Here is a 21,071-nt window from a genome sequence, read left to right as displayed (position 1 = left end):
GGCCGCTTATTTGCCGGCGTCGGCGATCCAGGCGTCGACCTTCTGTTCCAGCACTTCCAGCGGCACCGAGCCGTCCTTGAGCACTTCGGCGTGGAACTGGCGGATGTCGAACTTGTCGCCGAGCTTCTGCTCGGCACGCTTGCGCAGTTCCTGGATCTTCAGCTCACCGGTCTTGTAGGCCAGTGCCTGGCCCGGCCAGGCGATGTAACGCTCGGCTTCGGCAATGGCGTCGGGCTCGCTGACCGAGGAGTTGGCGAACATGTAGTCCAGCACCTGCTGGCGGCTCCAGTTCTTCGAATGCAGGCCGGTATCGACCACCAGCCGCACCGCGCGCCACAGCTCGCCCTGCAGGCGGCCGAAGTAGCTGTACGGGTCGGTGTACACGCCCAGGTCCTTACCCAGGCTCTCTGCGTACAGGCCCCAGCCTTCGATGAAGGCGGTCTCACCACCAAAGCGGCGGAACGCCGGCACGCCGGTCAGCTCCTGCTGCAGCGCCAGCTGGAAGTGGTGGCCGGGGATGGCCTCGTGCAGGAACAGGTCCTCCGCGTCCCAGCTCTTGCGCGTGGGCAGATCGTACGTGTTCACGTAGAAGATGCCCGGGCGGCTGCCGTCCTCACTTGGCGACATGTAGGAGCCACCGGCCGCCGACTTGGCGCGGAACGCCTCCACCGGACGGATCTCGAAGCCGGCCTTCGGGGTCAGCGAGAACAGCTTGCCGACGTTGGCCTCGACCTTGGCTTCCAACCCGCGGTAATGCTCCAGCAGCGCCTCTTCCGACTTGAACTCGAACTGCTTGTCGGTCTGCATGAATTTGAAGAAATCCTGCAGCGAGCCCTTGAAGCCCACCTGCTGCATCACCTGGTTGATCTCGCCGTGGATGCGCGCCACTTCGGCCAGGCCGATTTCATGGATCTCCTCCGGGGTCTGCGTGGTGGTGGTGCTCTGCTTGGCGTTGAAGGCGTACCACGCCTGGCCGTCCGGCAGCGCCGCCAGGCTCACCGTGTCGCGGGTGGCCGGCAGGTACTCGTTGGCGATGAAGTCACGCTGTTTCCTGATCGCCGGCATCAGTTGATCGTTGATCAGCGTGCGGTAGGCGGCGGTCAGGCGGTCCTTGTCGGCCTGCGGGAAATCGGCCGGCATGGCCTTGATCGGTCCCCAGAACTGGCTGTCCTCGGCCTTGGCGGTGATCAGCTCGTCGAACTGCGGCACCACCTTTTCGATCAGCACGCGCGGCTGCACCACGCCGGCCTTGATGCCCTCACGCATGTTGGCGATCTCGGTATCCAGCACCACCGGGATGCGCGCAGCACGCGCCAGCCAGTTGTCGTAGTCCTTCACCGTCTTGAACGGTTGGGCGACCTGACCCGAGCCCAGCATCACCGCATAGCTCACGGTCGAGCCCATCTGGTTGACCGGCATCATCCAGGTCGGGAACTTCTCCGCTTCCAGCGCCTGCTTCTGCTCCTTCACGAAGATGCGGTAGCTGAGCAGGTCCTGCCCGCTCAGGCCGGCCTCGCCGAGCTTCTCCACCTTGCCCAGCCACTCGGTGGTGAAATCGTGGCTCCGCTGGCGGAACTGCGCCGAGGCGAAATCCGGCAGCTGGTCGTTGTAACGGTTGTCACCCTGGAAGGTGGCCTGCAGCGGGTTCAACTTCAGCACGCCTTCCCAGTAGTCGGCGTACAGCTGGTTGAGCTGCGCGGCCTTGTGGGCCTGCGCGGCCTGGCCGGAAGCCTCGTTCGCAGCTGGCGGTGCGGACGGGGAACAGGCGCTGAGCACGGTGGCCAGCGACAGCGAAACGGCACAGGCCAGGGGACGCAGGTTCATCGGGATATCCGGACGGTGGACAAGGCCGCCAGCGTCCATCCGCACCGCAGCGCATGGAAGGGCCAAAGGTCACAGATGGCGGGAAGATCGCCGCGCGGGCGCCGAACCGTCATAATCCGCCCCCTGCGCGTTCCGGCTTGCGGTCGCCAGCTCCTCTCCTTCCGCCTGCCGTGTCCCCCTGCGGGTGCCCCGGTCCGGCCCATGCCGTTGTTGCCGTATCCCTATGACTACTTCCCGCCGCCCGCTGGGCTTCTGGTCCACCACCGCCCTCGTGGTCGGCAGCATGATCGGCTCCGGCACCTTCCTGTTGCCGGCCACCCTGGCCTCGTATGGCGCCGCCAGCCTGATCGGCTGGGGCATCACCCTGTGCGGCGCGCTGCTGCTGGCCGTCACCTTCGCCCGCCTGGCCAAACGCTGGCCGCAGACCGGCGGCCCCTACGTGTTCGCCCGCAACGCCTTCGGCGAGCTGTCCGGCTTCACGGTGGCGTGGAGCTACTGGATCTCGATGTGGTGCGCCATCGCCGCGATTGCGGTGGCCTTTGCCGGCAGCATCGGTGCCATCTTCCCCGCGCTGACCGCCACCCCGGTGCGGGCGGCGACCTGCGCCCTGGTCGCGCTGTGGCTGTGCGCCGGGGTCAACCTGCTGGGCGTGCGCGAGGCCGGCCGCCTGCAGCTGCTGACCACCGTGTTGAAAGTGGTGCCCCTGCTGCTGTTCGGACTGGTGGCGCTGTGGTTTGTCGATACCCGGCATTACGTGCCGTTCAACCCCAGCGGGGAGTCGCTGGGCGCCGTGGCCGGTGCCACCGTCGCGCTGACCCTGTGGGCGATGATCGGTCTGGAAGCGGCCACCGTACCGGCCGAGTCGGTCGATGACGCCCCGCGCACCGTGGCCCGGGCCACCGTCGCCGGCACCGCCATTGCCGGCATCGCCACCGTGCTGGCCTGCACCACGGTGATCGGCCTGCTGCCGGCCGAAGTGCTGGCCAACTCCGGCGCGCCGATGGCCGATGCCGCCGCCGCATTGTGGGGGCCGACCGCCGGCCTGCTGCTGGCGGCGGTGATGGCGATTTCCTGCGTCGGCGCGCTAAACGGCTGGACCCTGCTCTCGGCGAAGCTGCCAATGGCCGCCGCCCGTGACGGCGTGCTGCCGCGCGCCTTCGCCCGCGAGAACCGCCGTGGCGCCCCGGCCTTCGGCGTCATCATCAGCTGCCTGCTGGCCACCGTGCTGGTGATCAGCAACTACAACCGCTCGCTGGTGGACCTGTTCAAGTTCTCGGTACTGCTGTCCACCGCCGCCACCCTGCTGCCCTACCTGGTCGGCTCGGCCGCCTGGCTGTGGCGCGGCACCGGCACCGGCTCGCGCATTGCCGCCGCTGGCGCGCTGGCCTTCAGCGGCTACGCCATCGTCGGCGTCGGCAGCGAGGCACTGCTGTGGGGCGCGGCACTGATCATTGCCGGCCTGCCGATCTACTTCTGGCTGCGCCGCAAGCGCTGAGCCCGGCGTCCCATACCGCCGCCGCAGGCTGGCTGGCTGGCAATGGCGGCGTACATGAACAGAAAGGGCCCCGAGGGGCCCTTTCTGTTTCAACGCTCAAACCTGCCGATTACCAGATACGCACGCGGTCTTCCGGGGCCACGTAGTGGGTGTCGCCCGGCTGCACGTTGAACGCCTCGTACCACGCATCGATATTGCGCAGCGGGGCGAACGCACGGATGTGGCCCGGCGAGTGGGTGCCGTTGACCAGCTGCTGGCGCAGTGCGTCGTCGCGCCACAAGGTGCGCCATACCTGTGCCCAGCCCATGAAGAAGCGCTGCTCGCCGCTGAAACCGTCGATCACCGCGGCCGGCTTGCCATCCAGCGAGCGGCGGTAGGCTTCCAGCGCGATGGTCAGGCCACCCAGATCGCCGATGTTCTCGCCCATCGCAACGCGGGCGTTGATCTTCATGCCCGGCAGCTGCGGGAACTCGAACGCCTCGTACTGCGCGCCCAGCTTGGCGGCCTGCACCTCGAACTTGGCCGCGTCCTCGGCGGTCCACCAGTCACGCAGCACGCCAGCACCATCGGACTTGCGGCCCTGGTCGTCGAAGCCGTGGATGATCTCGTGGCCGATCACGCCGCCGATGCCACCGTAGTTCACCGCCGGGTCGGCGGACGGATCGAAGAACGGCGGCTGCAGGATCGCGGCCGGGAACACGATCTCGTTCTTGACCGAGTTGTAGTACGCGTTGACCGTCTGCGGGGTCATGCCCCACTCGTTCTTGTCGACCTTCTGGCCCAGGCGGGCACGGCGGTAGTCCCACTCGAAGGCACGCGCGCGCAGCGCATTGCCGACGATGTCGCCGTTGCGAACTTCCAGCGCGCTGTAGTCACGCCACTGTTCCGGGTGGCCGATCTTCAGGCCGAAGCCCTTGAGCTTGGCGTGGGCCTCGGCCTTGGTGGCCGGGCTCATCCAGGCTAGGGTATCCAGCCGCGCGCCCATCGCCACCTTCACGTTGGAGACCAGCGCGTCCATCTTGGCCTTGGCGTCGGCCGGGAAGTACAGCTTGACGAAATCGCGGCCGATGGCCTCGCCCATGATGCCTTCGCTGTAGCTGACCGCGTTCTTCCAGCGCGGCTTCGGTTCCGGCTGACCGGACAGGAATTTGGCGCGGAACTCGTACTCGGCATCGACGAAGTTCTTCGACAGCAGGCTGGCGGCGTCATCGGTGGTGTGGAACGCCAGCCATGCCTTCAGCGTGTCCAGGTCGGTGTCACCGAATACCTTGGCCAGTGCCGGGATGGCGGTGTTCTGGCGCAGCACCACGCTCTCGGCCTGGCCAACACCGGCAGCGTCGAACAGCACGTTCCAGTCCACCTGCGGTGCCTGCGCGGCCAGCTCGATGCGGGTCAGGCGGTTGTAGGTCTTGTCGCGGTTGCGGCTCTCGGCGCGGGTCCAGTGGCCCTTGGCCACCTCGGTTTCCATCGCCATGATCTTCGCGGCGGCATCGGCCGGCTTGTCCCAGCCGGCCAGCGTCAGCAGTTGCTCGACATAGGCCACATAGCGCTCGCGCTGCGGGGCGAACTTCTCGTCCAGATACATCTGGCGGTCGCCCAGGCCCAGGCCGGACTGGCTCATATAAAGGGTGTAATGCTCCGGGTCGCGCTGGTCATCGGAGACCATCACGCCGAACAGCGTGGCGCCGAAACTGCCATTGCGCTGGCCCATCAGCGCGGCGATGGCGGTTTTGTCCTTGGCCGCGCGGATGGTCGCCAGCAACGGCTGCAGCGGCTGCGCACCGGCCTTCTCGGCGGCGGCCTCATCCAGATAGCCACGGTACAGCGCGGCGATCTTGGCAGCGTCGCCATCGGTGGCCGGGTTGCCCAATGCGTAGCCTTCCAGCAGCTGGTGCACGCGCGCCTCGGACAGGTCGCGCAGCGCCATGAACGCGCCGAAGCTGGATTTGTCCGACGGGATCGGGGTGTTCTTGGCCCAGTTGCCGTTGACGTAGGCGAAGTAGTCATCGCCCGGCTTGGCGCTGGTATCCATGCCGGCCGTGTCGATGCCCCACTCGCCCATGCGCGGCGCGGCGATGCTGCCAGCAGCGCTGGCGCTGCCGGCCTCGTCGGCGGCGAACAGGGTCTGCACGGTGCAGGCATCATCCACGCAGGCATGGTTCTGGTGGGCGGACGCCGAACCGGCAATCCCCAGGGCCAGCAAGGTGGCGGTGGTCAACAGCGTCTTTTTCAACAGAACTCTCCTGGAATTGGTGACGGAGCCGACTGCCCCCGGCCCTCGAGTGCCGGCAAGCATACCGGCGATTGCCCCCGCCCCCATGTGCCGTAGGCCATGCAGGAACGACACCGGGTGGCCTCGGGCCACAAGTCGCGACCCAGCCAACCCACCGATCCAATCCCCCCGCCACACCTTGATACATGTCACGCCCACCACGGCGCCCACTTGCTACGGTTGGGCCACACCTGAACCGATGCCACGACCATGAAGATGCGCTTCCTCCATGTCCCCGCCACCGCCCTTGCGCTGGCACTTGCCGTGACCGCCTGTGCCGCCGGCGATGACCATGTCCCGGCCGCCGACACCGTCCCTGAAACCACCGCCGCCGCACCGGCCAGTCACAGCCACGAGCACGACGCCGCACACGGCCCCGCCCCGGTATTGGCCGAAGGCCAACGCTGGGAAACCGACGAACCCCTGCGCACCGCCATGGACCGCATCCACGCCGATGTGCTGAAGAACCTGCCGGCCTTCCATGACGCGCAGCTGCAGGCCGCCGATGCCGCCGCCCTCGCCGACTCGATCGACAGCAACGTCCAGTACATGTTCGCCAACTGCAAACTGGCCCCCGAACCCGATGCCGCCCTGCATGTGCTGATCACGCAGATGCTCACCGCCGGCGAACACCTGCGCGAAAACCCCGCCTCAGCCGAAGGCATGCCAAAACTGGTGGCCGCAGTGAACACCTACCAGGCGACCTTCGATCACGAAGGCATGCAGCCGTTCACCCACGACTGAGGCAACGCGCCCGCACGCCGTTCTACCGCTGCTGCGACAACGCACTCACCCCACAACAAAGCCCCGCATTGCGGGGCTTTTTGCTTCGGCATATCGCCAACTTTTCGCAACGGCAACCAGAGCCACAGTATCCCGGCGATTCAGCTGATGACTTCTTCAGCCTCGTCCTGTGCTGCAGCCGAAGTCCGCCGATGCCGCATCAGGTGGTCAGGATGGGGGGCATCCATCCTGCGCTCCGGCAGGCGCAGAGCGCTCCCCTCCAACTCTCCGTAGCAGGAGCCCCGCAAGCCGTCAGCAACACGCACCTTCATCTCCACATCGATCCACAACTGCCCCAGATCGAACAATGTATGGATATCGGCCCGCAGCAGGAGGCCGTTATCCATGCGATGGGTGTGGTCACCCAGATAAGGCACGATGTGCGCCGCCTCGAGTACATCACGCACATCGCAGCCGGTCACCGCGCAGCGCCCACCGTAAGCTTCAAGCAACAGCGTCCTGAAACGTTGCTGTCCACGTCGCATCACCACCGCGCGGAGCTGGCGGTTCCGCGCATCGGCCTCCGAAGCAATCGACTCTGCCTTGACACTTTCCTCAACCGCCTGCTCGGCGGCGCCATAAGCCGCCACAAGAACCGGCCCCATTACCTGTACCGCACGGAACCGCCCATCCGCGTCCGCAATCAGATCAAACACGCCATGTTGTGACGGTACGTAGCGTTGATAGCGCGTCTGCGCTCCCTCACCACTTCGGTAAAGCACGTCGCGCCGATGTCCCTGATCACTGCGAAATGACGGACGGCTACGGTCATAGTGGCGACGATTCGGATCGTTCACCGTCAGGTGTGAAAGGTTTTCCCGTGTATCGGAGTAGTCCGCGCCCGGCATATTCCGTTCGAGCCATTGGCGGACCTCGGCCACACTGGCCACACCGCCCAGTGCGTCCACCGCATCGAGCATCCGCCAGTACTTTGCTGGCGAATGCTCCGCCACCACCGGCAGCGCCATCAGGTCCACTACACCCGGCCACTGCCAGAGCACGTCGGCCACGAGATACCCTTCAGGTTGCCGGTCATCCTGCAACCAGATGGTCGGGCTATGACCATTGGCCGCATGATTCTTGCGAAGATTCCCCAGCCTTCCTGCCGCTATCAACGTGTTGCTGACTTCATACTGCCGCTGCCATATTCCGGTTACCGCACGCGTGGGAACCAGCGCCGCATATACCTCCGTCTGCACATTGCGCTGGAAAAAAAGCGTATGTGTCACACCCTCGGCCAGATCACGCCGTTCCAGATAATCCAGCGTTGCCTGCCAACCGCCCTCGCGGGTTTTGGCAGCCAATTGCGCCGCCGAATACATCGCTTCTTTGGCATTACGTCCATCGCGCCGCCAGCACAACCGCACCCGCAAACGCAGGATCTCGCCCTGCGGCGAGCGGGCAATCACCTGCTGCGACTGCCCCAACCCGACCACTGAACGCAGGTCATCCTGATCATTCACGATGAAGCCACGCGAACGCAAAAAAGGAACCACCGCATTGCGAGCCGCATGCTCGAACGCGTAGCTCTGCTCACTACGGAAAGGACGGTCACTCATCACCATGTACTTCCAAAAGTGCAAGCTTGCCCGGCAGAGGCATCGCGTTACTCAAGCGCGCCCCCTTGCAGGGCACCGCGCGCCTGCGTGATCGCCGTCGCAAGTCGCTGGCTGAAATCGGATGGGCGATCACTGAGCAGGATCAGCCGCTCCAGCGCACGGGTCATCGCCACATACAGCAGCCTCGCCTCCTCCGCCGGTTCGGCGTTATGCAACGGCAACTGGCCCACACCAGGAATCAGTACTACCGGAAACTCCAGGCCCTTGCTGGAATGCATGCTCACGAGCTTTACCGTATCGCCACTGGCAAACAATGCATCGCGCCCTTGTGTACTGAGCGCCGAGGTAAATGGAATCGCGGCCCGTTGCAGGACCTGCTCCAATGTCTTGGCCTGATAATTGGTGCGGTAGATCACCGCCATCTCCGACCAGCTTTTCCCTTCTTCGGCCGCCTGTTGCAACGCCAACACCAGCTCGCGCATTTCCTCACCGGTGTGAGCGCATTGGCGCAACTCCGGATACGGCCCATGGCGCCCTGCACTTTCCGGCAACACCTGCGGCACGCCGTCCTCATCTGCATCCCGCGCGTTGAGCAGTTCCTGCGCGAAGGCCCGCGCAACTGCCAGCACCTGCGCGGTGTTGCGGTAATTCAAGCGAAGGATGGTGGTGCGTCCCTGTGCCCGGATTCCCACACTGGAAAAGCTGAAAGCGCGACGTTTCGGCCCCGGGCGATAGATAGATTGCGCATCGTCGTACAGCACCAGCAGCGAATCGGACGCCGGGTCGAGCATCTGCACCACCAGCTGGAACCAGTCCGGCTCGAAGTCGTGTCCCTCATCGATCAGAATCGCCGCGTACTGCGAACGAGGCACACGCCCCTGCTCCACCCCCTTTATAAGCGTGGACACCATCTGCTCGTTGCGTGTGTCGAAATCCACCCCATACGCCGGCTTGGGCAGGTGGTAGCTGGTGAGCATCTCCCCGCACCAGCCATGGAAGTGATGCACCACCACCCGGCCCCCACCGCCACGCTCGTTGATGATCTGCCGCAATCGCGCCGCCAGTGAGCGGTTGAAGCACAGGATCAGCACGGGCTTGGGCACCGCCTGCGCGATATGCAGACTGCGATAGGCCAGAATCATGGTCTTGCCGCTGCCCGCAACCCCGTGGATCACGCGGTGACCCTCTCCCAGCGAACGGGCCAACTGTTCCTGCTGCAGGTCCATCACCTTCATCAGATCAGGCAACACGTCCTGCTCGGGGGAAAACAGGCCGAACTGGCCCGGCTTGTGATTGACACGCAGCTCGGGAAACAGGTGCCCGCGTACCCGGTCAATCTGCGGCAGGCTCAACTGGCAAGGGAACACCTGGGTGAACATGTCCCACAGCCGCTGCTGGAAATCCTCCGGCTCCACGCTCTCGGTCATTTCATCCGAACAGATGACCCGCTGCGGGTCCAGCACCTCGCCCCAGCCTGCTTCGTTGAATTGCTTGCGCGTGATGCGGGTAAGCACTGCGCCCCAGCCGTAGGGCATGCAGAGCCTGCCGGCATAAGGCGTGTTGGCGGCCTGTCTCAACGCGGGGTCTTTTTCCAGCAGGCTGTTGACGCTGAGCACATACTGCCGCGCCTGCAGCTGCGGATTCACCACTTTCTTGATGCCGCCGCCGACATGGATCTGCGCTTGGGTGCGATCCATGGCCTGTACCGTTTCCACGCGCCAATCCTTGACCTCCAGCACCAACAGTCCGCGGCTGGGATGCAGCACGATGAAATCCGGGTAGACAGCCTTCGCCCCCACCGGCACGTTGCACCACACCAGATAGTCATCTTCCAGCTTGCGCTGCAGGCGCTCAGCCAAGCGACGCTCGCCCGGTGTATCAAACCTGCACGCGGAAAACTGGGGAAATAAACGGGCCATAAGGTTCCTTCCAAGGCGGGTGATTCAGTACATACGGCAACCAGCTGGTCTTTCGATCGTCCCTGACTATCAACCCAACGAACCAGATCACTGCAGCCCCGTGCAAGTGCGGCTGCATCGTTGCCGGGCCTAGCTCGGCTTTGGCCTCCAGGTCGCTGAGATCAATCCTGCTCTGCAGCTATACCGGGCATGGCATTCCGCCACTTTAGAAAGCAAACGACCCGCAGCGTATTGCCTCCTGCCCTCATACCTGCCCGCCCACACCTTTGAACTTCTCCACAAAAGCCGCGATCTTCTGGAAGACAGTCTGTTTTTTGCTCAGATACTGTGGATTCAACGGGCTCATCTTCGGCAGCACGGCGTTGAGCTCGGTACCGCTGTCACTGGCAAACTCCCGCTTCAACGACGCGGCGATATAGCGCCGGGCCGCTTCCGCATTCAGGCTTTCATCACTGATCAACTCCTGCGCTTCGCGCTGCTGCTCCGCCTGGGCAAAGGTGAAGAAGGCATCGATCACGCTGGCCTTGTCACCGATCTGGTCCAGGTCAGTCTGGTTGATGAAGTCCACCACCAGGCTCTCTTTGGCGCGGTTGCCGAGGCTTGCGCGGACCACGCGCCGCACCTCATCCACCAGTTCCGACTTGCTCTTGATTTTCTTGTTGTGCTCGAAGATCAGCCCCAGAATGTAGTCCAGATTGATCTCCTGCGATTTCAGCAGGTCCACCTCAAACACCACGTCATCCCAGTCGATGGTGGACTTCTCTTTCTCGGCCCCCGCCTTCTCCCGGCGCAGCCAGTCGCGCACATCGTTGTAGGTGGAGCGGTAGTCCTGAACCTTCCGCTCGGGCGGGAGCGTGGTGGCTTGCAGCGCAGCCAGATCTTCATCACTCAGGTAGTGCTTGGCCTTGAACGCCTCCACTGCGGCAGGGTCGGCCAGATCGACGCTTTGCAAGGCCTTCAAGCTGGAAAATTCGTCATAGTTCTGCAGCACGTTCTCCACGCGCAGGTATTCGCCGAACAGCTTGACGAAGGCCTTCTTGTCGGCCTCCTTCTCAATGGCCGCAGGGTCGGGGAAACGCGCTTCCAGTTCCTGCACCACCTCCATGAAGCCTCGCCGCGCCTCGCCGGTGGCCGCATCGGTGAAGCCTTCCATGTACTCCTTGTAGCTCTTCTCCAGCACCACGTTCTTGGTGTTCTTGTCACCGAACAGGGTGATGGCGTCGATGGTCGCCTGCTCCAGGTCGCGGAAGGTGACGATGTTGCCGAAGGTCTTGGTGGCGTCGAAAATGCGGTTGGTGCGCGAGTAGGCCTGCATCAGTCCGTGGAAGCGCAGGTTCTTGTCGACAAACAGCGTATTGAGCGTGGGGGCATCAAAGCCGGTCAGGAACATGCCCACCACGATCAGCAGGTCGATCTCCTTGGCCTTCACCTGTTTGGCCAGATCGCGGTAGTAGTTCTGGAAGCCGTTGCTGTCCACGCTGAAGTTGGTCTTGAACAGCGCGTTGTAGTCGGCGATGGCCGCGCTCAGGAACTCCTTGGCGCTGCTGTTCATCGCAGACACATCAAAACTCTCGTCCTGGATATCGCCGATCGCGTCCTGCTCTTCGTTGGCCGCGAACGAGAAGATGGTCGCCACGCGCAAAGGCTTGTCGCTGTTCTTCTGCTGCTCCCGGAAGCACTCGTAGTACAGCTTGGCCGCATCCACGCTGCTGACGGCAAACATGGCGTTGAAACCCTTGTTGCCCGCATGCAGGCGGTGGGTCTTCTGCCGGAAGTTGTTCAGGATGTACTGGGTGATCTCGCGGATGCGGTCCGGGTGCAGCAGCGCCTGCTTGTTCTCGGCTGCACTGAGCTTCTTCTCGTCCTGCTCGGTCTCGATGGCCTTGAACTGCGGGCGAACGTCGTTGTAGTCCACCTTGAACTTCAACACCTTTTCGTCGCGGATGGCATCGGTGATGACATACGAATGCAGCTCGCGGCCGAACACGCTGGTCGTGGTTTCGGCACCCAAGGCGTTCTCAGGGAAGATCGGCGTGCCGGTGAAGCCGAACTGGCAGAACTTCTTGAATTTCTTCTTCAGGTTCTTCTGGGCCTCACCAAACTGGCTGCGGTGGCACTCATCGAAAATGAACACCACTGGCTTGCCGTAAATGGGCAAGTCGGCCTCGCTCTTCATCAGGTTGTTGAGTTTCTGGATGGTGGTGACGACGATCTTGTTGTCGTCCTTGCCCAGGTTGCGCTTCAGGCCTGCCGTGCTGTCGGAGCCATTGACGCTGTCCGGTGAAAAACGCTGGTACTCCTTCATGGTCTGGTAGTCCAGATCCTTGCGGTCCACCACGAAGAACACCTTGTCGATGAAGTCCAGCTCGGTGGCCAGCCGTGCCGCCTTGAAACTGGTCAGGGTCTTGCCGCTGCCGGTGGTGTGCCAGATGAAGCCGCCACTTTCCGTGGTGCTCCAGCTCCTGGCCTGATGGCTGCTGTTGATCTTCCATAAAATGCGCTCGGTGGCGGCGATCTGGTACGGGCGCATCACCAGCAGCGTATTGCTGACATCGAACACCGAGTAATGCAGCAGCACGTTGAGCAGCGTGTGCTTCTGGAAGAAGGTCGCCGTGAAATCCTTCAGGTCCTTGATCAGCGTGTTGTCCGCCTTCGCCCAGTTCATGGTGAAGTCGAAGCTGTTCTTGTTGCGCTGCGTGGTGTTGGCGAAGTAGCGGCTGTCGGTACCGTTGGAAATAACGAACAACTGCAGATACTTGAACAAGGACTGCTCGCTGTTGAAGCTCTCCTTGCTGTAACGGTGCACCTGGTTGAAGGCTTCGCGGATGGCCACGCCACGCTTCTTCAGCTCCACCTGCACCAGCGGCAGGCCATTGACCAGAATCGTCACGTCGTAGCGGTTGGCGTGGCTGCCGGTCTGTTCGAACTGCTTGACCACCTGCACCTTGTTGCGGGCGATGTTCTTCTTGTCCAGCAGGTAGATGTTCTGGATGCGGCCGTCGTCAAAGACGAAATCGTGAATGTAGTCGTCGTGGATCTTGCGGGTCTTCTCGACGATGCCATCGCTGGGCTTGTCGAGGAAGGTTTCAACAAAGCGCAGCCATTCGCCATGGGTGAACTCAACGGCGTTGAGTGCTTGCAGCTGGACGCGCACATTCGCCAGCAAGGCCTCGGGCGTGTTCAGGCCAGGCAGATATTCATAACCCTGATTCTGCAGATCCTGAATGAACTCGCGCTCGAGATCACCCTCGCTCTGGTAGCCTTCAGCGACTTTCCATTCCGGGGCGTATTTGTCCAGAACGATGAAGTTCTTCGATTCGGCAATGGTCTTGTAGTCACTCATTGGGCTTCTTCTCATCAACTTGGATCATCGCAGTCAACTCGCTCTCAATCTCTTGTACCGTCGGCAACTGGGACTGCACCGACACGGGGATGTCCTTGGTGATGAACGAGCTCACTCCCATGGGCTTGTTGATGTCGCGCAAGGCGTACTCCACATCCAGCTTGTCCTTGTCTTTGCACAGGATCAGGCCAATGGTCGGTTGGTCACCGTCGCCGCGCAGTTGGTCGTCCACCGCCGACAGGTAGAAATTGAGTTTGCCGACGTATTCGGGTTTGAATTCACCCGCCTTGAGCTCGATCACCACGTAGCATTTCAAACGCGCGTGATAGAAGAGCAAGTCCAGAAAGTAGTCCCTGCCATTGACTACCAGCGGATACTGCCGACCGAGGAAGGCAAAGCCTTTGCCCAGCTCCAGCAGAAACCGGGTGATCTGCGCCACCAACTGGTTCTCGATGTCGCGCTCCACCGCCTGGGCGCTGAGGGTCAGAAAGTCGAACACATAAGGGTCTTTCAGGCTTTGCTGAACCAACTCGGACTGCGGCGCAGGCAGGGTCTGGGCGAAGTTGCCTACAGCCTGGCCGACGCGCTCATGGAAGCGCTGCTCAATCTGCCACTCCAGCACCGTGCGGCTCCAGCCGTGTTCGGCATAGGCCTGGGCGTACAGCAGTACCAGATCCACCGATTTCACCTTGGCCAACAGGGTGCGCACGTGCCCCCAAGGCATTTGTCCCACGGGCTGTGGGACAACTTCAAAGCGCGGGCTGAAGAAGGCATAAAACTGCCGCATGGCAAACAGGCTGGTGCGCGAAAAGCCTTTCATGCCGGGGTAGCTGGCCTGCAGGTCTTGCGCCATTTGTTCCACCACCGCCGAGCCCCAGGCGCGCTCGCGCTGCCAAGTATCCAACTGACGGCCAATGTCCCAATACAGGCCCAGCAGTTCGGCATTCACCGCCAGCACGGCGCGGGTTTGCGAGCTCTGGATGCGTTGCTTGATCGCCGCCAGCGCCTGGCGGTAATCGGTGTGGTGGGGGATTTCGCTCATGTTATGCCGCCACCGCTTCCGACTTCGGGAAGTTCAACAACAGATTGCGGTAGTGCTCGTATTGCTTCTGGCGCAAAGCAATTTCGCGGGGCAAGCCTTCGGTGATGGAGTTGGTCAGCGCGTCGAATTTGTCGAGGATGGCGACGATGCGGGCTTGCTCTGCGAGTGATGGAACGGGAATTTCCAGTTTTTTTATTTTCGATGCCAATATATGTTTAACCGTACCACCTGTCGTTATTTTTAATAACCTAGCCTTTCCTTCCGTTGTTTGCAGGAAGTAATTTACGAACTTTGAATTGCATCCCCCACCATTGCTCATCACTATTAAGGCATGGCAATTACAATCTTTGTATTTTTCCCCAACTACCGCACTTTCCCCGACATGGCCAGACTGAACGACCAGAATGTCGTCTGCTTTTAGTTTTGTTCTACTACATTTTTCATGAAAGTCTTTCGTTACGTAGTACTTGTTTTTGTCATTGATGGCGCCTTTTTGAATATTGGTTCCTTGTAGATATCTGACGCCATTGCTGGCATCGGTGTAAAAAGGAGTAACCGTGCCTACAAATCCATTTCGAATAAACGGAAAGAGTTCGCCCATCTCCTTCCACTCCACTTCGCCATCTTCAAAACTCAACAACTGGTCGCGATAGTAGTTGTATTGTTTTTTGCGGGCGGTCAACTCGGCGGTCAGTTCGGCGGTCAGCTCGGTGAATGCGTCCAGTATGCGAACGATTTCAATCTGGATCTCCTTTGATGGGACCGGAACCAGAAGTGTTTTTAAGGCACCAGCATTAAGAGCAGGAATGCCTTGATGGGTAGCAAGGGCCTGAATTTCTGCGTCAACGTGAAGGAGGTAGTGATACAGGAACCGGGTATCCAGTTGCGCGGGATTTTTCACCGTACATGAATAATTAAGGTTTCCACGAAAAAAACGACCCGGAGTCCAAGTCACAAGACCAACACTTCCTCGCGAAGCAATCCCAATCGGGTCGTTTTCTGTATTGAAATGATCAACATATCCGAGCGGATCGCGTCCGCTGTTAATTACTGGGTAAGGTCCTGGTCGATCAGCTATGACCTGCTTATTTATGTTGGGCCCAGTCTTGATGACGCAGATATCACCTAGTGCCATGAATGACACGTCCTGCGGACAACGCTCGGCAATCAATTCACTGATGCGGCTCATGCGTCTTCGCCCTCAATTTCCGCGACGATGGCATCAATGTCCTTGCGCAGCTGGTCAATCTTGGCAACCGTGGTTTTCAGCTCAGCGTTGAGCCGGGCGATGTCCACCACCTCGCGGTTGTCCTTGGCCTCCACATAGCTGCTAACCGACAGGTTGTAATCGTTGGCTGCCACCTGCTCAAACGGCACCGACTTGGCAAAGTGATCGACATTTTCCTTGGTATCGAACGCCCGCATGATCTGCTCGATATGCGAATCCAGCAGCACGTTGTTGTTGGTTTCTTTCTTGAACAGCCCGCTGGCGTCGATGAACTGGGTGGTGGTGTCTTTCTTGTTCTTGGCCAGCACCAGAATGTTCACGGCGATGGTGGTGCCGTAAAACAGGTTGGGCGCCAGCGAGATCACCGTTTCCACATAGTTGTTGTCCACCAGGTACTGGCGGATTTTGGCTTCCGCCCCGCCGCGGTAGAAGATACCGGGGAAGCAGACGATGGCGGCGCGGCCCTTGCTGGACAGGTAGCTGAGCGCGTGCAGCACAAAGGCAAAGTCGGCCTTGGACTTGGGCGCGAGCACACCGGCCGGGGCAAAGCGGTCGTCGTTGATCAGGGTGGGGTCGTCCGAACCGATCCACTTCACCGAATACGGCGGGTTGGAGACGATGGCATCGAACGGTTTGTCATCGCCAAAATGCGGCTCGATCAGGGTGTTGCCGAGCTGGATGTTGAACTTGTCGTAGTTCACGTTGTGCAGGAACATGTTCATCCGCGCCAGGTTGTACGTGGTGTGGTTGATTTCTTGCCCGAAGAAGCCGTCTTCGATGATGTGGGCGTCAAAGTGCTTTTTGGCTTGCAGCAACAGCGAGCCAGAGCCACAAGCCGGGTCATAGATCTTGTTGACGCTGGTTTGCTTGTGCATCGCCAGCTGCGCGATCAGCCTGGAAACATCCTGCGGCGTGAAAAACTCGCCACCCGACTTGCCTGCGTTGGCGGCGTAGTTGGAGATCAGGAATTCATAGGCATCGCCGAACAGGTCGATGCGGCTGGAGTCAAAACCACCGAAGTCCAGTTCGGCCACGCGCTTGAGCACTTTGGACAGACGGTCGTTCTTGTCCTTGACGGTGTTGCCCAGACGGTTGCTGGTGGTGTCGAAATCCGCAAACAGGCCTTTGATATCGCGCTCGGACGGGTAGCCATTGGCGGAGGCTTCGATGGCGGAAAAGATATTGGCCAGGTCGGTATTCAGGCGCTCGTTGGTGTTGGCGTTGGCCGCGACATTGACGAACAGCTGGCTGGGGTAGATGAAGTAGCCCTTGGTCTTGATGGCGTCATCTTTGGCGGCCGCAATGTTCGGATCATTGTCTGCCATCGCGGCGTAATTGACGGATGCATCCCCGCCGGTGATGTAATCGATGAAGTTCTCGCTGATGAAGCGGTAGAACAGGGTGCCCAGCACGTACTGCTTGAAGTCCCACCCATCGACGGCACCCCGGACATCGTTGGCAATTGCCCAGATCTGGCGCTGCAGGGCGGCGCGTTGTTCGTTGCTTGTCATGCGTTGATTCCTGTCTAAATCTTCTTGCCGCGCACGATCTGCGCCAAAGAAGTCGGGTCGTTTTCGGAAATATGCGGGCGTTCTATTAGCCTTCACCGGCCAAAAACCACACCGGCTTGAGCGGCAGGCGGCGGCGGGCGCTGTCATCGAGCTGGCCGTAGTGGCGGGTCCACAGCTCGACCAGCTGGGCGGCGTCGATCAGGGTGATGCGGCGGTGGCTCTGCCGGGCTTCCAGGTCGGCGTCCCTGGTGAAGCCGGACAAGGCCACGAACAGGCCCACATCGCCCTCGCCCAGCACCGCCATGAAGCTGCGCAGGCCCATCACGTCGATCTTGGGCGAGTTGGCGTTGCGTTTGACCTGCACCTTGATGCGCGGCGGGCGGGTGCCCAGCGGGTCGTTGTAGGCGATCACATCCACGCCGCCGTCCTTGCCGGGCGGGGCGATCCACGCCACGTGGTAGCCCATGGCGGTAAGCAGCGCGCCCACCAGCTCCTGGAACTCGTAGGGCGGCATGTCAGCCAGGTGCGCCTCGATCTCGGCCCAGGCCATTTCCTCGGCCTGCTCCAGGGTGATGCTGGCCGACTTCTCCACGGCCTCGTCATCGCCTTCGTCGATCTCCACCACCGGCTGCGCCTTTTTCCACTTGTGGTACAGACGCACCGCCTCGCGGTAGAACTGCTCGCCGTCCGGGTACTGCTGCAGCGCCTGCGCGCCCTCGGCGGTGACCGACCAGATGCCCTTGTCCTTGACCAGCCAGCCGGCCTTGACGGTATCAACCGTGGCAAAGCGCACGATTTTCTCGAAGCGGCGCCCACCGGTGGGGTAGTCGCCGGCCTCGTAGGCGGTCATCTCGACCTGTGCGGCCAACACCGCCAGCGCTTCGGCGGCCTTCATGCCGTCGGGCCGGGCCTGCAGGATGCCGAACAGCTTGCGTATCAGGTGGCCGGTCCGGGCCTTGGTTACTTCCGCCATGCGTCTCTTGCCCCTGTTTGGCGCCAAAGGGCCCGCGCTGCAACGGCAGGGCCTGATAATCCGCAATGGCGCTTGAGGCGCCAATCATAGCTGCAGCGGCGGTATTTCCGGCTGCGCCGCCGCCATCGTCAGGCTTCGCAGATGCGATCGCGGCCTTCGTTCTTCGCGCGGTACAGCGCACGGTCCGCGCGCATGTACAGCTGCTCGGGGGTCAGCTCGGTGACATCCAGCTGCACCACGCCGGCGCTGAAGGTCAGCTGCAGTCCGTCGATGTCGGCCCAGTCCTGCTGTGCGTGGAACAGGCTCCGCAGCCGCTCGCAGATAAGCCGGGCCTCCGCCAGCGAGGTATCCGGCAGCACGAGCGCGAACTCCTCGCCGCCCAGCCGGGCCGGCAGGTCGGAATCGCGGCTGGTACTGCGCAACAGCTGCCCGACCTTGCGCAGCACGAGGTCGCCGACGCTGTGGGACCAGCGGTCGTTGACGCTTTTGAAGTGGTCGATATCCAGCACCACCAGCGACAGCGGCTGCCGGCTGCGCTGCGCGCGCGCCACATCACGGGCAAGGATCTTGTCGAAGGCACGGCGGTTGGCCAGCCCGGTCAGCGCATCCTCACGCGATTGTCGCTCGAAGGCTTCGGCCTGCTCGCGCAGGCGCTCGGCCAGCAGGCTCTTTTCCGCGTTGGCCGCGAGCAGGCGGTCGGCCTGCTGCTCGAGGTCGCGGGTGCGCTGGCTGACCAGCTTTTCCAGGCGGGCGTTCTTGTTCCTGTAACGCCGCAGCGCGTGGCGGAACAGCACATACAGCACCAGCATTGCCAGCACGGAAGCGGCGATGCGCACATCCAGCCGCTGCCACCACAACGGCTGCACGGTGAAGTGCCACAGCGCGGCGCCTTCGCTCCAGGCGCCGTCCGGGTGTGCGGCCGCCACATGCAGCACATAGCTGCCCGGCGACAGCCCCACGTACTCCACGTTGCGCTGCGTGCCGCGCTCCACCCACTCCCCTTCCAGTCCCTGCAGGCGCGTGCGGTAACGGATGCGGTCGGACATCAGGTAGCTCAGTCCCGCATAGGACACCGCTACCCGTGCTCCGCCGGGAATCGCGCTCACGGTGGCAGCGTTCCAGTTCAGCGGTTCGCCATCGACCGACACCTTTTCAATCACCGCAGGCGGTGCCGGCCACGACTGGAACCGCGCCAGCGCCGCCGGTTGTACCGTGGCGACGCCGCCGGCGGTCGCCACCCAGATGCTGCCGTCGCGGCGCCGTATCGCCGCTGGTCCCGAGCTGCCATTGGCCTGCGCATTGGCGATGCCGTCGATCTCGCGGTACATGCGCCCCTCCAGCCGCGCCTGCCTGCCGTCGGCCACCGCTTCCAGCGCCTCCAGCCGGGTTTGCCAGACACCGCGATTGCTGCTCACCCAGACGTTGCCGAGTTCGTCCGGAATCAACTCGAATACCGTGTCCACCGGCAGTCCGTGCTGCAGCCCCACGTGCGCCAGCTTTCCACCGGCATAGCGGTGAAGCCCGCGATCACTGGTGATCCACACCGCCTGGCCGATCTGACGGAAGCCATAGGCCGCGCGTGCTTCGCCGAGTGTGGCGATGTCGACCTTCTCGACATGTTCGCCCTGCAGGCGCCAGACCCCTTCGGTGGTACCGATCCACAGCGCATCCTGCAGCCAGGACAATGCGAGGACGACCGCCTGCGGCATGCCCGGCAGTTCCAGCGGAACCCCGCGGCCATTCTCCAGCTGCAGCACGCCATTGGCCGAGCCCAGCCACACCTGCCCGGCTGGCCCGGTTGCCACCGCCCGGTAATTGCCGCGCGGCAACTCGCTGCCGAGCCGATAGTGGCGCACCCGTCCACTGCTGCCGATATGGAAAACCCCGTCGCCGCGGGTACCTGCCCAGATGCCATGGTCGGCGGCCAGGGCCAGCGACAGCACCGAGGGTTCCTGTTCACCCGCGGCGAGGACGACCGGCTGGATGTGACCGTCCGCGGACATCCGGTCCAGGCCGCTGCTGCTGCCTATCCACAGTTGCCCGCGCGGGTCTTCCAGCAGCGTGCGGACGAAATCCCCGCTCAGGCCATCGGCGCGGCTGTAACTGCTGAAGGGCGCCGCACGCAGGCGCAACAGCCCGCCATTCAGGCCGACCCAGATGCTGCCCTCCTGGTCTTCCAGCAGCCGGGTGACGCGCGAATCCAGCAGTGTTCCCACCGCTCCCAGTCGCTCGACGCCATTCGGGCCCAGCCGCCACACACCGTTGTTTTCGGTTCCCAGCCAGAGGTCACCGTGGCGATCCTGCAACAGGCTGGTCAGCTGGCCGATGCCGGGAAGCCGGTGTTTGAGCTGCAGCCGCTCGCCCTCCAGCCGGTAGATGTGCTCCACGCCCGCCACCCACAAGGTGCCATCGGGGGCCAGATACGGCCACGCCAGTCCGGGCGGCAAGCCGAACGATTCCGGTGCCCGCTTCAGGACACCGTCGGCATCCAGATACAGCAGTCCGTCGAAGGTCCCCAGCCAGACCCGGTCCTGTGCGTCCACCACCAGCTTGGTGAAGTTGATGGCGTCGCGCAGCGGGGCCGGCGGCAGGTAACGCTGGTAGCTGCCATCCGGGTCCAGCCGTCCCAGGCCGACGCCCTCATACAGCAGCCACAAGCGGTCATGGCTGTCCTTCTGCATCGCTTCGATGATGACCGCCGGCGCGGCATCCGCTTCCGGGGTCCACTGCCACCAGTTTCCCTGCCGGTCGAAACGGGTCACGTTGCCGCGCGAGTCTCCCAGCCACAGCCGGCCGGCACCATCCACGTGCAGCGCACCGATGCCATTGTCCGGCAAGGACGGGCGGCTGGCACGGTCGAACACGGTGAATTCCAGGCCGTTGTAGCGGGCCACGCCCTCCCAGGTGGCGAACCAGAGGTGGCCTTCTGGCGTCTGGGCGATATCGCGCAAGGTGTTGTGCGGCAGCCCGTTGCGGCTGGTCCACAGGTCGCGACTGTAATCGTGCAGCCCGATACGTTGCTGCTGTCCCCAGGCCGGGAAAATGCCGAGCAACAACAGTGACAACGTCAGCAGTCGCCGCACATATCCTGAAAACACGCGACCACGCCGTGGCATCGCCCT

General features: G+C 62.6%; 12 protein-coding genes. 2 read left to right on the top strand and 10 right to left on the bottom strand.

Annotation, left to right across the window (positions count from 1 at the left end; translation table 11 throughout):
- Window positions 1-6: 6 nt before the first annotated feature.
- Window positions 7-1,824 carry a DUF885 domain-containing protein gene (locus tag ACSBPQ_RS07465; protein WP_442684385.1) on the bottom strand — a complete coding sequence of 606 codons (1,818 nt, stop codon included), beginning with the start codon at window positions 1,822-1,824 and terminating at the stop codon, window positions 7-9.
- A 223-nt stretch (window positions 1,825-2,047) separates the two neighbouring features.
- Here ACSBPQ_RS07465 and ACSBPQ_RS07460 point away from each other — a divergent pair, with 223 nt between their 5' ends.
- Window positions 2,048-3,319 carry an amino acid permease gene (locus tag ACSBPQ_RS07460; protein ID WP_442684384.1) on the top strand — a complete coding sequence of 424 codons (1,272 nt, stop codon included), beginning with the start codon at window positions 2,048-2,050 and terminating at the stop codon, window positions 3,317-3,319.
- A gap of 109 nt (window positions 3,320-3,428) precedes the next feature.
- Here the strand turns inward: ACSBPQ_RS07460 and ACSBPQ_RS07455 are convergent, their stop codons facing one another.
- Window positions 3,429-5,552 carry a M13 family metallopeptidase gene (locus tag ACSBPQ_RS07455; protein WP_442684383.1) on the bottom strand — a complete coding sequence of 708 codons (2,124 nt, stop codon included), beginning with the start codon at window positions 5,550-5,552 and terminating at the stop codon, window positions 3,429-3,431.
- A 249-nt stretch (window positions 5,553-5,801) separates the two neighbouring features.
- Between ACSBPQ_RS07455 and ACSBPQ_RS07450 the strand changes: the two genes are divergently transcribed.
- Window positions 5,802-6,335: a hypothetical protein gene (locus tag ACSBPQ_RS07450; protein WP_442684382.1), complete on the top strand. Its 534-nt coding sequence runs from the start codon at window positions 5,802-5,804 to the stop codon at window positions 6,333-6,335.
- 140 nt (window positions 6,336-6,475) lie between these two features.
- On the opposite strand, the gene ACSBPQ_RS07445 is transcribed toward ACSBPQ_RS07450, so the two are convergent.
- From ACSBPQ_RS07445 to ACSBPQ_RS07410, 8 genes are all read right to left on the bottom strand, one after another.
- Window positions 6,476-7,933, bottom strand: coding sequence for an HNH endonuclease (locus tag ACSBPQ_RS07445; RefSeq protein ID WP_442684381.1), 1,458 nt, complete (start codon window positions 7,931-7,933; stop codon window positions 6,476-6,478).
- Between the two features lie 47 nt (window positions 7,934-7,980).
- A complete protein-coding gene (locus ACSBPQ_RS07440; RefSeq protein ID WP_442684380.1) occupies window positions 7,981-9,792 on the bottom strand; it encodes a DEAD/DEAH box helicase in 1,812 nt (603 codons plus the stop codon).
- Window positions 9,793-10,096: 304 nt separating this feature from the next.
- Window positions 10,097-13,195, bottom strand: coding sequence for a type I restriction endonuclease subunit R (locus ACSBPQ_RS07435; protein ID WP_442684379.1), 3,099 nt, complete (start codon window positions 13,193-13,195; stop codon window positions 10,097-10,099).
- A complete protein-coding gene (locus ACSBPQ_RS07430; protein WP_442684378.1) occupies window positions 13,188-14,237 on the bottom strand; it encodes a PDDEXK nuclease domain-containing protein in 1,050 nt (349 codons plus the stop codon). Before ACSBPQ_RS07430 ends, ACSBPQ_RS07435 begins: the two co-directional genes overlap by 8 nt.
- Window position 14,238: 1 nt before the next feature.
- Window positions 14,239-15,426, bottom strand: coding sequence for a restriction endonuclease subunit S (locus ACSBPQ_RS07425; RefSeq protein ID WP_442684377.1), 1,188 nt, complete (start codon window positions 15,424-15,426; stop codon window positions 14,239-14,241).
- The gene (locus ACSBPQ_RS07420) at window positions 15,423-17,123 is read right to left on the bottom strand and encodes a type I restriction-modification system subunit M (RefSeq protein WP_442684376.1); all 1,701 of its coding nucleotides are present in this window, start codon (window positions 17,121-17,123) and stop codon (window positions 15,423-15,425) included. Before ACSBPQ_RS07420 ends, ACSBPQ_RS07425 begins: the two co-directional genes overlap by 4 nt.
- Window positions 17,062-17,949: a restriction endonuclease gene (locus ACSBPQ_RS07415; protein WP_442684375.1), complete on the bottom strand. Its 888-nt coding sequence runs from the start codon at window positions 17,947-17,949 to the stop codon at window positions 17,062-17,064. The genes ACSBPQ_RS07420 and ACSBPQ_RS07415 overlap by 62 nt, the downstream gene beginning before the upstream one ends.
- A gap of 128 nt (window positions 17,950-18,077) precedes the next feature.
- A complete protein-coding gene (locus ACSBPQ_RS07410; protein WP_442684374.1) occupies window positions 18,078-21,065 on the bottom strand; it encodes a diguanylate cyclase in 2,988 nt (995 codons plus the stop codon).
- Between the last annotated feature and the right edge of the window lie 6 nt (window positions 21,066-21,071).

The sequence above is a fragment of the Stenotrophomonas sp. JC08 genome, from assembly GCF_052180205.1.
Lineage (GTDB): Bacteria > Pseudomonadota > Gammaproteobacteria > Xanthomonadales > Xanthomonadaceae > Stenotrophomonas.
This window is presented reverse-complemented; position numbering and strand designations above follow the sequence as displayed.

Excerpts from the sequence above, each read along its gene's own strand:
- ACSBPQ_RS07415 (WP_442684375.1), bottom strand. The coding sequence starts at position 17,949 with ATGGCGGAAGTAACCAAGGCCCGGACCGGCCACCTGATACGCAAGCTG.
- ACSBPQ_RS07450 (WP_442684382.1), top strand. The coding sequence starts at position 5,802 with ATGAAGATGCGCTTCCTCCATGTCCCCGCCACCGCCCTTGCGCTGGCA.
- ACSBPQ_RS07410 (WP_442684374.1), bottom strand. The coding sequence starts at position 21,065 with ATGCCACGGCGTGGTCGCGTGTTTTCAGGATATGTGCGGCGACTGCTG.
- ACSBPQ_RS07465 (WP_442684385.1), bottom strand. The coding sequence starts at position 1,824 with ATGAACCTGCGTCCCCTGGCCTGTGCCGTTTCGCTGTCGCTGGCCACC.
- ACSBPQ_RS07445 (WP_442684381.1), bottom strand. The coding sequence starts at position 7,933 with ATGAGTGACCGTCCTTTCCGTAGTGAGCAGAGCTACGCGTTCGAGCAT.
- ACSBPQ_RS07435 (WP_442684379.1), bottom strand. The coding sequence starts at position 13,195 with ATGAGTGACTACAAGACCATTGCCGAATCGAAGAACTTCATCGTTCTG.
- ACSBPQ_RS07420 (WP_442684376.1), bottom strand. The coding sequence starts at position 17,123 with ATGACAGCGCCCGCCGCCGCCTGCCGCTCAAGCCGGTGTGGTTTTTGG.
- ACSBPQ_RS07425 (WP_442684377.1), bottom strand. The coding sequence starts at position 15,426 with ATGAGCCGCATCAGTGAATTGATTGCCGAGCGTTGTCCGCAGGACGTG.
- ACSBPQ_RS07430 (WP_442684378.1), bottom strand. The coding sequence starts at position 14,237 with ATGAGCGAAATCCCCCACCACACCGATTACCGCCAGGCGCTGGCGGCG.
- ACSBPQ_RS07460 (WP_442684384.1), top strand. The coding sequence starts at position 2,048 with ATGACTACTTCCCGCCGCCCGCTGGGCTTCTGGTCCACCACCGCCCTC.